Genomic DNA, 14,205 nt, shown 5'->3' on the forward strand with positions numbered 1-14,205 from the left:
TTAATGGATCTAGTGCTTGGCTGCTTTTTCGGCGGCTTCAAGGGTGTTCATGAGCAGCATAGTGATAGTCATTGGCCCAACACCGCCAGGAACTGGGGTGATCCAACCAGCCACATATTTGGCAGCATCAAAATCCACGTCACCGCAGAGCTTTCCGTCTGACAGGCGGTTGATGCCCACATCAATAACGACGGCACCATTTTTCACCATATCGCCAGAAATCATTTTTGGTTTGCCGGTAGCTACTACTAGGATGTCAGCATCTTTAGTGTGATGCGCTAGGTCACGTGTTTTGCTATTGCAAATTGTGACGGTTGCCCCCGCCTGGAGAAGCAACATGGCCATGGGTTTGCCCACAATATTGGATGCTCCCACAATGACAGCACGTGCACCCCGGGTTGGGTAATCAATGCTTTCTAAAATCTTCATGCAACCATAAGGTGTGCAAGGCTTAAATTCTGGTTGACCCACCATCAAGGCACCAGCATTGGCAACATGAAAACCATCGACGTCCTTTTCTGGGGCAATCGCTTCAAGCACGCGCTCCGAAGCAATATGTTCAGGTAAAGGAAGTTGAACCAAGATGCCATGAATGGCAGGATCAACATTTAAAGTAGCAATACGAGCTAACAATTCTTGTTCGCCTAATTCAGCAGAGTAGCGCTCAAGTACCGAATGAAAGCCCACATCTTCACAAGCTTTGACCTTATTGCGAACATACACTTGGCTGGCGGGGTTATCACCCACTACGATGACTGCTAAACCAGGGCGTACCCCTTTGGCAGTCACAATGGCACCACGCGCAGCAATCTCTGTACGTAGTTTTTTGGAGAGGGCGTTTCCGTCGAGTAATTGAGCAGGCATCGCAGCGATGGTTTGATTAAGGATTAATTCGGTTGCGGACCAGATAGCGCAAGGCGGAGTAGGTCTGCAACAGTATTCACGTTGAGCTTTTCCATGATATTGGCGCGGTGCGCTTCCACCGTCTTGATAGAGATGCCTAAATCATCGGCGATTTGTTTATTTAAGCGACCTGCAACAATACGCTCGAGCACTTGACGCTCACGACCAGTAAGTTTGCTGAGCAAACTCTGCGTAATCTTGCGTTGACTTGCTTGCGAATAATCTACGCGCGCTTTGGCAAGCATGCGATCAACTAAACCGCAGAGATCATTCTCTTTAAATGGCTTTTCAATGAAATCTACTGCGCCGCGTTTCATCGTAGAAACGGCCATTGATACATCGCCGTGACCGGTGATAAAAGCTACTGGCATTGGTAGATTTTCGCTGATTAAGCGCTCTTGTAATTCAAGGCCAGACATTCCAGGCATGCGTACGTCAAGAATCGCGCAAGAGATGGTAGATTTATCGGTGCTTTGCAAGGACTGCAAAAAGCGTTCGGCACTTGCGTGACAGCGCACTACATAGCCATTGCTTTCTAAAAGCCAGGTGAGTGAGTCACGAACCGCTTCATCATCATCAACGACATAGACAACTTCGGCTTGGTTTGGTTTGGAGCTAGCACTTAAGTTCATATGGGTCTCGCAAGGTAGATCTACAGATATCACTATTCAATATTGCCCTTACTTTCTGGGGACTCTAAGGGTAGAAGTATTGTAAAGGTGCAGCCGGTCAGCCTGGTATGTTCTGCGTCCATGGTGTTGGTTGCCCAGAGACGCCCCTGGTGGGACTCGATAATCGAGCGGCAAATATTGAGTCCCATGCCCATACCATCGGATTTTGTGCTGAAAAATGGCTCAAACATGCGCTGGGAGACGGATTCGGCGATTCCGGCGCCACCATCGCTCACTTGGATGCGCAGCATGGCGGGGATGGTATTGGTATCCAAATCTGCACTGATCTTGACGGGGGGTGCTGTCCAGCGTGAGGAGAGGGGGTAGGCCTCTCGGGTGCTATCCAGGCCATTTTTCAGGAGATTGACTAGGACTTGAAGAATTAAGACTGGGTCAATATCTACCTCAGGCAAGTTTTCAGCCACCTCAGATGCAATAATCAGCCGATGGCGATTCGCCTCAATTTCTACTAAGCCCACCGCATCGTTAATGATGTCAACAATGGCAGTCGCTTTTCTTTGTGGTTCACTGCGTTTCACAAATCCCCGAATGCGCTGAATGATAGTTCCAGCCCGATGCGCTTGTTCTGAGGCTTTCTCGAGGGCAGGCAAGATTTCTTTTGCTAAGGTGGGGTTCAAATGGCCTTCTAGGCGTTTAGCGACACCCATGCAATAGTTTGAAATTGCAGACAAGGGTTGGTTGAGTTCGTGCGCCAAGGAGGAAGCCATTTCTCCCATGGTGGTTAAGCGGCTGGTAAATTGCATGCGCTCTTCTTGTTGGCGGGCAAGATCATCAGCTTCTTTTCGCATCGTAATGTCAGTAGCAATCATCAGTTGTGCAAGATGTCCATCAACCCACGGAATAAAGCGACGACGTACTTCAAACCACTTATTACTGCCATCGCTCAGTTGCACTTCTTCTGATTCAGATTCCTGGTAAAGAAATGAAGTTGGTATGCCATCACGAATGTAGTCTTGTAGATCTTGTGCAATATTGTGCAAAGTCTCAATACGGTTTTCTTGATGTGCTAGCCGAAAGTGACCCTTGGAATCATCGCCAAAATTCTCACGATAAAAGCGATTAGCGAACAGTAACTCATCCGTTTCTAAAGAAACTACTGATACCGCAGCATCTAAGCCCTCTAAAACGGTAGTAAAGCGCTCTTGTGATGCAGCCAATTCTTCCCGAATCTTTTTTGGCTCAGAAATATCAATCAGAGAAGTAACCCAACCAGTTTGCTTACCTCTTTCATTAATGAGTGGAGCAATAAAGGTGCGGGTTTGAATAAGCGTGCCATCGCGACGCAAAATAGCACCTTCAATCCCTTTTTTCATGCCAGTGCTGATATTTGCATTGAGTGCCCGATTCATTTTGTCGATCAATTCATCGCGCCTGCTTTCTGGCCAAAAAGGGAATGGTGGTTTTAAACCAAGCAATTCTTGTGCACTCCACCCTGACATTTCACAAAAAGCTCGATTCACATAGGTAATTTTCTTTTCCAAGTCGTGCGCACGAATACCCACTGGGGTAGAGTTCTCCATCGCATTACGAAAACTAGTCTCGGTTCGTAAATTTGCTTCTGCTTCTTGACGAACTTGCATCTGTTTAAGAACTGACCATAAGCTCCAAATCACAAATGCCGAGAGACCAATCACCACCCCAATCAACATTCTGAATGTGAGATTGGTGGGTGGTGGGTAAGTATCAATCCTCAGAGTCATATTGGGGCTTAGCACACCAATATCTAAACTGGTCTGGTTGCTAAATGCTCTTGTGGGGGTGTTGCGATCGGAAGAAATAGAGAGAATGCGGCCATTGTCTGTTAATAGTGTGAAACGGTATGCGGCCTTGAGTTCGCTTGGAATCACTTCCAGAATGCCTTGGGTAGTATAGAGGGCAGCCAAATAGCCGATCACTTCACCGCCAACAACATTGGGCGCTACTTGCCAGAAGACCGTTTTGCGCTCTTTTGCTAAGGGTTCTTCACCTGGAATGTTTAATGAAATAAATTCGCTAAAAGCAGTTCTACTGGTGGCATTACTTAATTCAATTGCCTTTTTAAGACCTGCATTAACAGTTTGCTCGTTTTGGCTCTTGCTAATCCAGTCTGATCTTGCGTTTGTTGCTGGTACTGACCAGAAGCGTTTATTTTGATCGTTAATCCAAATGATTTTGACGATCTCATGATTATTCAGAACTAGATCATCTGCTTGCTCTCGAACTAATTGCTTTAGTTTGACATCGTCATTGCTCGCGGCAATCTCACGATTGATGGTGTTTAAGGATTCGGCATTGTTCGCAAAACGCAATTGGATGCGCTGTTTAGCAAAAGAGAGCTCTCTATATAGTGCAGCTTCTTGCTGATTTTTTTCCTGCAAGTGCAGCGTACCTAAAATGACACCCATTACAGCAGTAAAGAGCACGATTGCTAATAAAGGGGTGTATACGAGTCTAAATCCTCGAATTCGGAGGAACCAGTGATAGGGCTTGAGGAATAGGCGAGATAAAGCTCTAGATTTCATAGGAACTGGTTCATTTTGCCTGAATGGCGCCCTATCAATCACATTTGGGAAATCTTCCACCTCTATTTGCGCTGCAATAAAATATCACATTATGAAAAATATTATCATTATGTGGAAAATTGCTTGTTTACACCCATATACCTTCCTAGAATGTTGACTATAGAGTAAGTGAGTTTGATTGAACTATCGTCGGTAAAGAACAAGCAACAGTACAAGTAATGAATGGAGACAAGTTATGGCTGCAGTTCCAGATCAGGTTTTAGGTAAACAAAATGTGCAGGACGCAGATCCAGGCGAAACCCAAGAGTGGTTACAAGCCTTAGATGGCGTGATTCGCGCTGAAGGTGCGGAGCGTGCAGCTTACTTAATTGACCAACAAATTTCCCACGCACGTGTCAATGGGGTGGATCAACCCTTTCATGCAGAGACGCCTTACATCAATACGATTCCGGTAGAGAACCAAGCGCGTCTACCAGGCGATCAAAACGTTGAGCATCGGATTCGTTCTTACACACGTTGGAATGCAATGGCAATGGTCTTGCGCGCCAATAAAGATACCAACGTTGGTGGACACATCTCATCATTCCAATCTGCGGCCACTTTGTATGACGTAGGCTTTAATCACTTCTGGCATGCACCATCAAATGAACATGGTGGTGACCTGATTTTTGTTCAGGGACACTCTGCACCAGGCGTCTATGCCCGGGCTTACATGTTGGGCCGTTTAGCAGATGAGCAACTGAATAACTTTCGTCAAGAAGTAGGCGGCAAAGGAATCTCCTCTTATCCGCATCCATGGTTGATGCCAGATTTTTGGCAGTTCCCAACCGTATCAATGGGCCTTGGCCCAATTATGGCAATTTACCAAGCCCGCTTTATGAAGTACCTACGAGATCGTGGTTTTATTCAAGAGCAGGGTCGTAAGGTTTGGGCTTTCTTGGGTGATGGTGAAACCGATGAACCAGAATCATTGGGTGCGATTGGTATGGCTGGACGTGAGAAGTTGGATAACTTGATTTTTGTTATCAACTGCAACTTGCAGCGTCTTGATGGCCCAGTACGCGGCAATGGAAAAATTATTCAAGAACTTGAGAGCGAGTTCCGTGGAGCTGGATGGAACGTCATTAAGGTAGTGTGGGGTGGTCAATGGGACGCATTGTTTGCCCGTGACAAAAAAGGCATCTTGATGCAGCGTCTTGGCGAAATCGTTGACGGCCAGTATCAGACTATGAAGGCTAAAAATGGTGCCTATGTTCGTGAGACCGTTTTCAATACACCAGAGTTAAAAGCATTGGTAAGCGATTGGAGTGACGAAGAGATTTGGCAGCTCAATCGCGGTGGACATGATTCCCATAAGGTCTATGCAGCATTTCATGCGGCGGTAAATCATAAAGATCAGCCTACAGTAATTCTGGCTCATACGATTAAAGGTTATGGTATGGGTGGCTCTGGTGAGGCAATGAACATTGCTCACCAAGCGAAGAAGATGAATGCGGACGATGTACGTCGTTTCCGTGATCGCTTTGAGATTCCAGTTAAGGATGAGCAACTCGATGAAATGCCCTTAGTGAAATTTGCCGAAGGTAGCCCTGAGCTCGAGTATATGAAGGCGCGTCGTAATGAGTTGGGTGGATATTTGCCACAACGCCGCCAAAAGGCAGAAAGCTTGCCGGTACCAGGCTTAGATGCATTTGCACCATTGTTAGAAGCAACGACTGAAGGCCGTGAAATTTCTACGACTATGGCGTTTGTGCGCATGCTCAATACCGTAGTGCGCGACAAGACTATCGGCAAACGAGTAGTTCCAATCGTTCCAGATGAATCTCGTACCTTTGGTATGGAGGGTATGTTCCGTCAACTTGGTATTTGGAATCAACTCGGTCAGCTTTACACGCCAGAAGATCATGATCAATTAATGTTCTATAAAGAGGATAAGACCGGTCAAATTTTGCAAGAAGGTATTAATGAAGCAGGCGGTATGTGCGATTGGATTGCAGCCGCTACTTCCTACTCCACCCACGGCGTGCCCATGTTGCCGTTCTATATTTTCTATTCCATGTTTGGTTTCCAACGTATTGGCGACTTAGCTTGGGCTGCAGGAGATATGCGTAGCCGTGGATTCTTGCTCGGCGGCACTGCCGGTAGAACCACATTGAATGGTGAAGGTCTGCAACACGAAGATGGTCATAGCCATCTATGGAGTGGTGCAGTTCCAAACTGCATTAGTTATGACCCCACTTTTGCATTTGAATTGGCGGTAGTAATTCAAGATGGCATGCGTCGCATGTTGGAAGTGCAAGAAGACGTCTATTACTACGTCACTTTAATGAATGAGAACTATGCCCATCCAGCAATGCCAAAGGGCGCGGAAAAAGACATTATCAAAGGGATGTACAAGCTCAAGTCAGTTGGTGACGACAATGCCAAGTTGCGTGTACAACTCTTAGGTTCAGGTACGATCTTCCGCGAAGTGATTGAAGCTGCCGAGATGTTGCAAAAAGATTGGGGCATTGCATCTGACTTGTGGGGCTGCCCCAGCTTCACTGAGTTAGGTCGTGATTGGAATGCTGTACACCGCGCGAATTTGCTCAACCCAACTGCAGTTCCCGTGCTTTCTCATGTTGAGATATGTCTCAAAGACACTGCCGGCCCAGTAATTGCTGCAACTGACTATGCCCGTTTATTTGCCGAGCAAATTCGTCCAGCTATTCAGAACTTGGGTCGTCGCTATGAGGTGCTCGGTACCGATGGCTTTGGTCGATCTGATACTCGAGAGAAATTGCGTGACTTCTTTGAAGTGGATCGTCGCTGGGTAGTGATCACTGCGCTCAGATCGCTGGTCGATGCAGGACAACTGGATCGTCAAAAATTGGCCGAAGCCATTCAGAAGTACGGCATCGATACTACTAAACCAAACCCAATGACGGTTTAATACGGGATGAATTCATGAGTCAAATAATTGATATAAAAGTTCCGGGCATTGGTGACTACAAGGATGTGCCAGTCATTGAGGTATTGGTCAAAGCTGGCGATAAAGTAGAAAAAGAGCAATCTATTGTTGTTCTTGAATCCGATAAAGCCACCATGGATGTTCCCTCATCCCATGCTGGCATCGTCAAAGAAGTGAAGGTCAAAGTCGGCGATAACCTTTCCGAAGGGTCGGTAGTGATCACTTTGGAAGAGGGCGGATCTGCGGCTGTGCCAGCGTCTGCCCCTGCAGCAAGTGCTCCAGCAGTGTCTGCTCCAGCAAGTGCTGGTGGCGCTGCTATTGAAGTGAAAGTTCCAGATATAGGCGACTACAAAGATGTACCAGTCATTGAAGTATTGGTCAAAGCTGGCGACAGGGTAGAAAAAGAACAGTCGATCGTCGTGTTGGAATCCGACAAAGCCACGATGGATGTTCCCTCATCCCATGCTGGGATCGTCAAAGAAGTGAAGGTCAAAGTCGGCGACAACCTTTCCGAAGGTTCTGTCGTGGTGATTTTGGAAGGTGGTTCTGGATCTGTGGATTCTGTAGTGGCCCCTGTTGCTAGTGCTCTAGCAGCTTTGCAACCAGCCATTAAAGCGGTTGAGCCTCCCATCCCAAGAGCTCCAGCGCCTCCTCCTATTGGCGATACCAGCAACACTCCTGCACCAGTCGATGCTGCAGCAAGTCATGCAAGCCCTTCAGTGCGCAAGTTTGCGCGTGAACTCGGGGTGACTATTGGTCAAGTAAAAGGTTCTGGCCCCAAAGGCCGTATCACTCAAGAAGACGTACAAGCGTTTGTAAAAGCAGCTATGAGTGGTGGCGCTGGTAGCACTGGCGCAGCCGTATCTAGTGGCGGAAGTCTGGGTGGTCTCAATCTGATTCCTTGGCCAAAAGTCGATTTCACGAAGTTTGGAGAAATCGAGCGTCAGCCACTCAATCGCATTAAGAAGTTAACTGCAGCCAACCTTGGTCGTAACTGGGTGATGATTCCTGCGGTAACTTACCATGAGGATGCTGACATTACAGACCTGGAAGCCTTCCGTGTTCTCACCAACAAAGAGAACGAGAAGAAGGGCATCAAAATAACGATGCTTGCTTTCTTAATGAAAGCAGCGGTTGCCGCTCTGAAAAAATACCCCGAGTTCAATAGCTCACTCGATGGTGATGATCTCATTCTCAAGAAGTATTTTAATATCGGTTTTGCTGCCGATACGCCAACGGGTTTAGTGGTGCCGGTTATTAAAGATGCCGATAAGAAGGGTATCTTTGAGTTGGCGAAAGAAACTTCAGAATTAGCAGCGCTTGCTCGTGATGGCAAATTAAAGCCAGATCAAATGCAAGGTGCAAGCTTTACGATTTCATCTCTGGGTGGCATCGGCGGAACTTATTTCTCACCGATTGTGAACGCCCCAGAGGTTGCTATTTTGGGTGTCAGCAAAGCAGCGATGAAGCCAGTGTGGGATGGTAAGCAGTTCGTGCCACGTTTGATTTGCCCATTATCACTTTCTGCTGACCACCGTTTGATCGATGGTGCACTAGCTACGCGCTTTAATGTGTATATCTCTCAACTTCTGGCCGACTTCCGTCGCGCTAGCTTGTAAGGGGGACGCATGGCTAAGCAAACCATCCTCGTTCCAGATATTGGCGATTACTCCGATGTGCCAGTTATTGAAGTTTTAGTCAAAGTAGGTGATGTCATTGAAAAAGAGCAGCCCCTCTTGGTGCTTGAGTCTGATAAAACCACTATGGAAGTGCCAGCAGATGCTGCGGGCATAGTAACCAGTATTTCTGTAAAACTAGGCGACAAAGTCAGCAAAGGTTCTGTAATCGCGAAAATCGATGCAAGCGCTGCTGCTCCAGTTGCCAAATCTTCAACTCCCACACCTACAGCTGCACCAGCACCAGCACAACCAGTAGCAATGGCTCCTGCTCCTGTAACAGGGCACTACAGCGGTAAGGTCGATCATGAGTGTGAAGTCTTAGTTCTTGGCGCTGGCCCTGGTGGTTACAGTGCAGCGTTCCGCAGTGCCGACCTGGGAATGAATACTGTCTTAGTTGAGCGTTATTCAACTTTAGGTGGTGTTTGCTTAAACGTAGGGTGTATTCCCTCTAAGGCATTGCTACACACTACTGCAGTCATGGATGAAGTCAAAACTATGGCCAAGCATGGCATTACTTTTGGTGAACCTAAAATTGAAATTGATCAATTGCGTGGCTATAAAGAGTCTGTGATTGCGAAGCTCACTGGTGGACTTGCGGGTATGGCTAAAGCTCGCAAAGTCAAAGTGGTTCGTGGCTTAGGTAAGTTCTTAGACGCAAACCATGTTGAAGTGGAGTTAACTAACGGTAGCGGTCAAGACCTCACTGGTCAAAAAGAAGTCGTGCGCTTTCAGAAAGCCATTATTGCTGCCGGCAGTCAGCCGGTGAAGCTACCGTTCTTGCCTGAAGATACTCGTATTGTCGACAGCACTGGAGCCTTATTACTCAAGAGCATTCCAAAACGAATGCTCGTGATTGGTGGCGGCATTATTGGTCTAGAGATGGCAACGGTCTATAGCACTCTTGGTTCACGAATTGATATTGCTGAGATGATGGATGGCCTGATGGCGGGAGCAGATCGCGACTTAGAAAAGGTTTGGGGAAAATTTAACGCCGGTCGCTTTGAAAACATCATGCTGAAGACTCGTGCAGCCAAGGCAGAAGTCAAGCCCGATGGTATTGAAGTGACTTTTGAAGGCGAGAATGCGCCAGCCCAAGCTCAAACCTATGACTTAGTCTTGGTTGCGGTAGGTCGTTCACCAAACGGTAAGAAAATTGATGCTGGTAAAGCAGGTGTTCAAGTAGATGAGCGCGGTTTTATTCCGGTAGACAAGCAGATGCGCACCAATGTCCCTAATATTTTTGCGATTGGCGACTTAGTGGGTCAGCCGATGTTGGCACATAAAGCAGTTCATGAAGGACATGTTGCAGCAGAAGCGGCAGCGGGGCAGAAGTCCTACTTTGATGCTAAGCAAATTCCTTCGGTTGCCTACACCGATCCTGAAGTGGCTTGGGCTGGTTTAACTGAAGAGCGGTGTAAGGCGCAAGGTATTGCCTATGAAAAAGGTTTATTCCCGTGGGGAGCTAGCGGTCGCGCAATTGCAAACGGTCGTGACGAAGGGTTTACCAAGTTAATTTTTGATGCCAATACCCATCGTATTATTGGTGGTGGTATTGTCGGGACACACGCTGGCGATTTGATTGGTGAAGTATGCCTTGCTATTGAGATGGGTGCCGATGCAGTTGATATTGGTAAAACGATTCATCCGCATCCAACTTTAGGGGAGTCAGTGGGCCTTGCTGCAGAGGCGGCTCATGGTCACTGCACCGATTTACCGCCTGTAAAGAAAAAGTAAGTAACTGCAGTTAGCAGCAAAAGAGAAAGCCTCGAGTGATCGGGGCTTTTGCATTACCAGCGAGGATTCTGGATTATCTTTTCTTAGTTGCTTTGCTGGCCGTCTTAGCAACTGCATCAGCGGCAGTGTTCATATTGGTTTGAGCAACCTCAACAGCATGCTTGACAGCCTTTTGACTGGTCTCAAAAACGTTGTTAGCAGATGCGATGGCTTGCTTGAGTGCCTGGACAGCAGCATCAGAGCCGGCGGGTGCACCTTTAGTCCATTCCTCAACCAAGGCATTCATTTTCTTTTGGCCCTCAGCAAATTCTTTTTCTGCAGACTTCGTAAAACTATCTTGAGTCTCATGAGCTAACTCATAAAGATGGCGGCTGTAAGAAATAATTTTTTCTGCAATCGGTTGAACTGTTTCAGCTTGGTGAGCTAACAATTGTTGAATATCTTTTACTTCTAAAGCTTTTTTAGCATTGTTAACACTCTCACTCAAACTTTGCTTAGCGATTGCCAAGTTCAGTTCAACGAGTTTTTCAATACTATGAAGTGCTTGATTGGTTAAGCCGCTCAAGGTCTCTAAATTCGCTTTTTGCGCTGCTGTGATTTGTTCTGGCGTTAAGTTCATTTCAATCCCTTTCCTGGATTTGGTGCTACTTTCTACTATGAGCCTCTGTAAACCTGAGGTCAACTAAAGATTTACTGCAATTATATTGCGTTGCAATATCCCTAGAAGTTCTTGAGCACTAGTGAAAGAAGGAGGCTATTAAAAAGCGCCTAAAATCGAGGTTTGCTTTAAAAACCCTTCTACTTTCAGTTAGTTACTCATGAAGCTTGGCTTAGACAATGTAATCTGTAATCGCCCCAATATTTGTATTGATTTGGAGCACTGGATTTGTGATTGCACGTCTGGCAATGCCCTATGTAGAGCCGGCTACATTCTTATTTTGGCGTTTTGCCGGAGTCATTGCGGCAATGGCTGCCTTAAGCTTAATTTGGCGTATCAATTGGCCTAGCTGGTCTCAGATGAAGCATATTGCCGTTGCGGGAGCGTTATTGCAATTTGATTATTTGTTAGGTGTCTGGTTTGCGGTGCGCCTAGGAATGACTGCGGGATTAGTGGCCATTATTGTTGGTCTCCAACCCATTTTGACTGCTTGGTTTGCAGCATGGATCTCCGAGGCAGTGTCACCGCGCCAATGGATAGGATTGTGTTTCGGGTTTGCAGGTGTCGCCCTAGTGGTCGCTGAAAAAAATTGGTTTTGCCCATATTCCCGTTGTCAGTTACTTACTTGCTTTTGGCGCATTACTCTCGATTACCTTTGGCACTCTTTATCAAAAAAATATTGCCCGGTATTTGATTTGCGTGCCGGCTCTTCAATTCAGTTTGGCGTGTCAGCAGTACTTTGCTTTTTTTGTATGTACTTCTTTGAGTCGGGCGTCATGGTCTGGAATGCTTCTGTGATTGGCGCTTTGCTCTGGGCTATTTTTCCATTATCGATTGGGTCGATTAGCTTACTCTTTATGATGATTCGTAAGGGGGCCGCAACCAAAGTGACTAGTTTGCTATATTTGACTCCCCCCACTACTGCTGCGATGGCATGGTTGCTGTTTGGGGAGCCATTTACTTTAATAATGGCTTTAGGACTTTGCTTGACGATGACTGGAGTGGTGTTGGTTAATGCTCGCCAGACTAATACCGTTGCAACCATAGCAGAATAGCGTCCATTGGCTGGTTGGATTAACCAAGATGGGGCGAATAAATCCGCACCCCCACTGGAAATTAATTATCATTTCGTATGTAAAAAGTTTTGGAAGGTATTTAGGATGCGTTTGAACCGTTTTTGGCTCTTTGTCGTTGCTGTAGCGTTTGCATGTAGTGCGCTTAATATTGCACCAGCATTTGCCGCTAGCAAAGATAAAGATAAGCAAACGAAATCTTCTAAAGTAGTCGTTAAATCACCTAAAAAACCAAAAACAGTTCGCGTTACTGTAACTAGGTCAAATGCACCTGTCGTTGCTGCGCTACCTTCATTGGCAACCGCGCTTGGTTTGCGTGGACAGCATGACGATCTGAGCTTGAAGTCTAGTGTTGCGATGGTTGTTAACCAAGACACTAAAGAAGTGTACTTTGAGAAGAACCCCTCTATTAGTCTGCCCATAGCATCCATTACTAAATTGATGACGGCAATGGTTGTGCTCGATTCAAAACTACCACTCAATGAAACAATCGTCATTAACGAGGAAGATGTCCATATTTACAAACGCTCACGTTTGGCTGGCGGCACCGTCCTGAGTCGTGAAGATGCATTGCATTTAGCGTTGATGTCTTCAGAAAACCGTGCTGCTTATACTTTAGGTAGAAATTACCCAGGGGGCGTACCCGCCTTTGTTGATGCAATGAATCGCAAAGCGAAAGAGTTGGGTATGGATCACTCCCATTTTGCTGATCCCACTGGCTTGCTCAGCGAGAACGTTGCTACTGCAGAAGATTTAACTCGGATGCTCAATGCCGCTTATCAATATAAGTTGGTTCGTGAGTTTTCAACCTGGCCAGATCTCACCATGGTCATTGCAAATAGGCCTCAAAAATTCTTGAACACGAATCGCCTAGTCCGTTCAGGAGATATGGATATCGGATTGCAAAAGACTGGCTTCATCAATGCTGCGGGTAAATGCCTGGTGATGCAAGCTCGCGTCAACAACACCCCCTTGCTATTAGTATTTTTGGATTCAGTAGGCACACAATCCCGCTTTGCGGATGCTGTCAGAGTGCGGGATTGGTATGAGCGCATGCCATCTGGCGTACAGCCCATTCGACGCTTGATGTAAAAAAAGAAAGGTTGGAAAAGGTTGGGGAGCTTAGGTCTGAGTATCTGGCTCAGCGCTTTTGGGCTTGTAGCCCATGCCTTTAGATATTTGCAAAGCAGTTTCTTGTAAAGAGCGCAGCCAATCAGCCTGAATGCGATCTGTTGGGGCGCTCAGTGAGAGGCCGGCTACGAGCTTGCCAGTGTCATCTAAAATTGCAGCAGCAAGACAGCTTACGCCCAACTCTAATTCTTCATCGTCACGAGCGCTGCCTACTCTTCTGACGTGATTGAGTTCAGTTTCTAGTTTGGCTAAATCGGTGATGCTATTTCGAGTATGGCCCGATAGACCGGTGCGGGTAACGTAAGCACGCACCTGATTGGGATCATCGCTCGCTAAAAAAAGTTTTCCAACAGAAGTGAGATGAAGAGGCGCGCGGCCACCAATTGCGCGAACCACTTGCATGCCTGAGCGCTCGCTATAGGCGCGATCAACGTAAACAATCTCATCGCCTTGGCGTACCGATAGGTTGGCTGTTTCACCGGTGAGCTTATGTAGGGTGCGCATTGGCACTTGAGCCGCTTCACGAATAGATAGTCGAGCTTTCACTAAATTACCCAACTCCAAGAGCTTGAGGCCCAGTCGGTAGGTGCCACCATCGCCACGCTCAACCAGTCTGCAAGCAACCATGTCATTCAAAATGCGGTGTGCGGTAGAGGGATGAAGTCCAGTTTGCTCAGCCAGGGTTTTTAAGCTGCTAGATTCCTCCTGTTCAGCTAGGGCATCGAGCAAATTCATCATGCGCTCGACCACCTGAATTGCTGTTTTAGCAACTTCACCAGTGGTTTTGGAGGTTTTGACGGTTTTGCTATTCATGGTGACTATTGTAGCGATTTCAGGCCACATTGCATATTATGAAATCGCATTTTATGAATGTAGATGCACAA

General features: G+C 46.7%; 10 protein-coding genes. 5 read left to right on the forward strand and 5 right to left on the reverse strand.

Annotation, left to right across the window (positions count from 1 at the left end; genetic code table 11):
* Window positions 1-9 precede the first annotated feature (9 nt).
* Genes folD through DXE33_RS02170 form a run of 3 tightly spaced genes read right to left on the reverse strand, consistent with a single transcriptional unit; the run spans window position 10 to window position 4,156 of the window.
* The gene (gene folD / locus DXE33_RS02160; RefSeq protein ID WP_114638435.1) at window positions 10-864 is read right to left on the reverse strand and encodes a bifunctional methylenetetrahydrofolate dehydrogenase/methenyltetrahydrofolate cyclohydrolase FolD; all 855 of its coding nucleotides are present in this window, start codon (window positions 862-864) and stop codon (window positions 10-12) included.
* 23 nt (window positions 865-887) lie between these two features.
* Complete coding sequence (locus DXE33_RS02165; RefSeq protein ID WP_114638436.1) at window positions 888-1,535, reverse strand: response regulator transcription factor; 648 nt, start codon at window positions 1,533-1,535, stop codon at window positions 888-890.
* Between the two features lie 32 nt (window positions 1,536-1,567).
* Window positions 1,568-4,156, reverse strand: coding sequence for a PAS domain-containing sensor histidine kinase (locus DXE33_RS02170; protein ID WP_231970325.1), 2,589 nt, complete (start codon window positions 4,154-4,156; stop codon window positions 1,568-1,570).
* 175 nt (window positions 4,157-4,331) lie between these two features.
* Between DXE33_RS02170 and aceE the strand changes: the two genes are divergently transcribed.
* Genes aceE through lpdA form a run of 3 tightly spaced genes read left to right on the forward strand, consistent with a single transcriptional unit; the run spans window position 4,332 to window position 10,459 of the window.
* Window positions 4,332-7,028, forward strand: coding sequence for a pyruvate dehydrogenase (acetyl-transferring), homodimeric type (gene aceE / locus DXE33_RS02175; RefSeq protein WP_114638437.1), 2,697 nt, complete (start codon window positions 4,332-4,334; stop codon window positions 7,026-7,028).
* A gap of 14 nt (window positions 7,029-7,042) precedes the next feature.
* Window positions 7,043-8,665, forward strand: a complete 1,623-nt coding sequence (gene aceF / locus DXE33_RS02180) for a dihydrolipoyllysine-residue acetyltransferase (protein ID WP_114638438.1) — start codon at window positions 7,043-7,045, stop codon at window positions 8,663-8,665.
* Window positions 8,666-8,674: 9 nt separating this feature from the next.
* Window positions 8,675-10,459 carry a dihydrolipoyl dehydrogenase gene (gene lpdA, locus DXE33_RS02185; RefSeq protein ID WP_114638439.1) on the forward strand — a complete coding sequence of 595 codons (1,785 nt, stop codon included), beginning with the start codon at window positions 8,675-8,677 and terminating at the stop codon, window positions 10,457-10,459.
* A 73-nt stretch (window positions 10,460-10,532) separates the two neighbouring features.
* Here the strand turns inward: lpdA and DXE33_RS02190 are convergent, their stop codons facing one another.
* Window positions 10,533-11,078, reverse strand: coding sequence for a phasin family protein (locus DXE33_RS02190; protein WP_114638440.1), 546 nt, complete (start codon window positions 11,076-11,078; stop codon window positions 10,533-10,535).
* A gap of 248 nt (window positions 11,079-11,326) precedes the next feature.
* Here DXE33_RS02190 and DXE33_RS02195 point away from each other — a divergent pair, with 248 nt between their 5' ends.
* Window positions 11,327-12,172 carry a DMT family transporter gene (locus tag DXE33_RS02195; protein WP_408634167.1) on the forward strand — a complete coding sequence of 282 codons (846 nt, stop codon included), beginning with the start codon at window positions 11,327-11,329 and terminating at the stop codon, window positions 12,170-12,172.
* Between the two features lie 105 nt (window positions 12,173-12,277).
* Window positions 12,278-13,282: a serine hydrolase gene (locus DXE33_RS02200; protein WP_114639693.1), complete on the forward strand. Its 1,005-nt coding sequence runs from the start codon at window positions 12,278-12,280 to the stop codon at window positions 13,280-13,282.
* 30 nt (window positions 13,283-13,312) lie between these two features.
* On the opposite strand, the gene DXE33_RS02205 is transcribed toward DXE33_RS02200, so the two are convergent.
* Complete coding sequence (locus DXE33_RS02205; RefSeq protein ID WP_114639694.1) at window positions 13,313-14,134, reverse strand: IclR family transcriptional regulator; 822 nt, start codon at window positions 14,132-14,134, stop codon at window positions 13,313-13,315.
* Window positions 14,135-14,205: the final 71 nt, after the last annotated feature.

The organism is Polynucleobacter necessarius (assembly GCF_900096765.1).
GTDB classification, from domain to species: domain Bacteria; phylum Pseudomonadota; class Gammaproteobacteria; order Burkholderiales; family Burkholderiaceae; genus Polynucleobacter; species Polynucleobacter necessarius_F.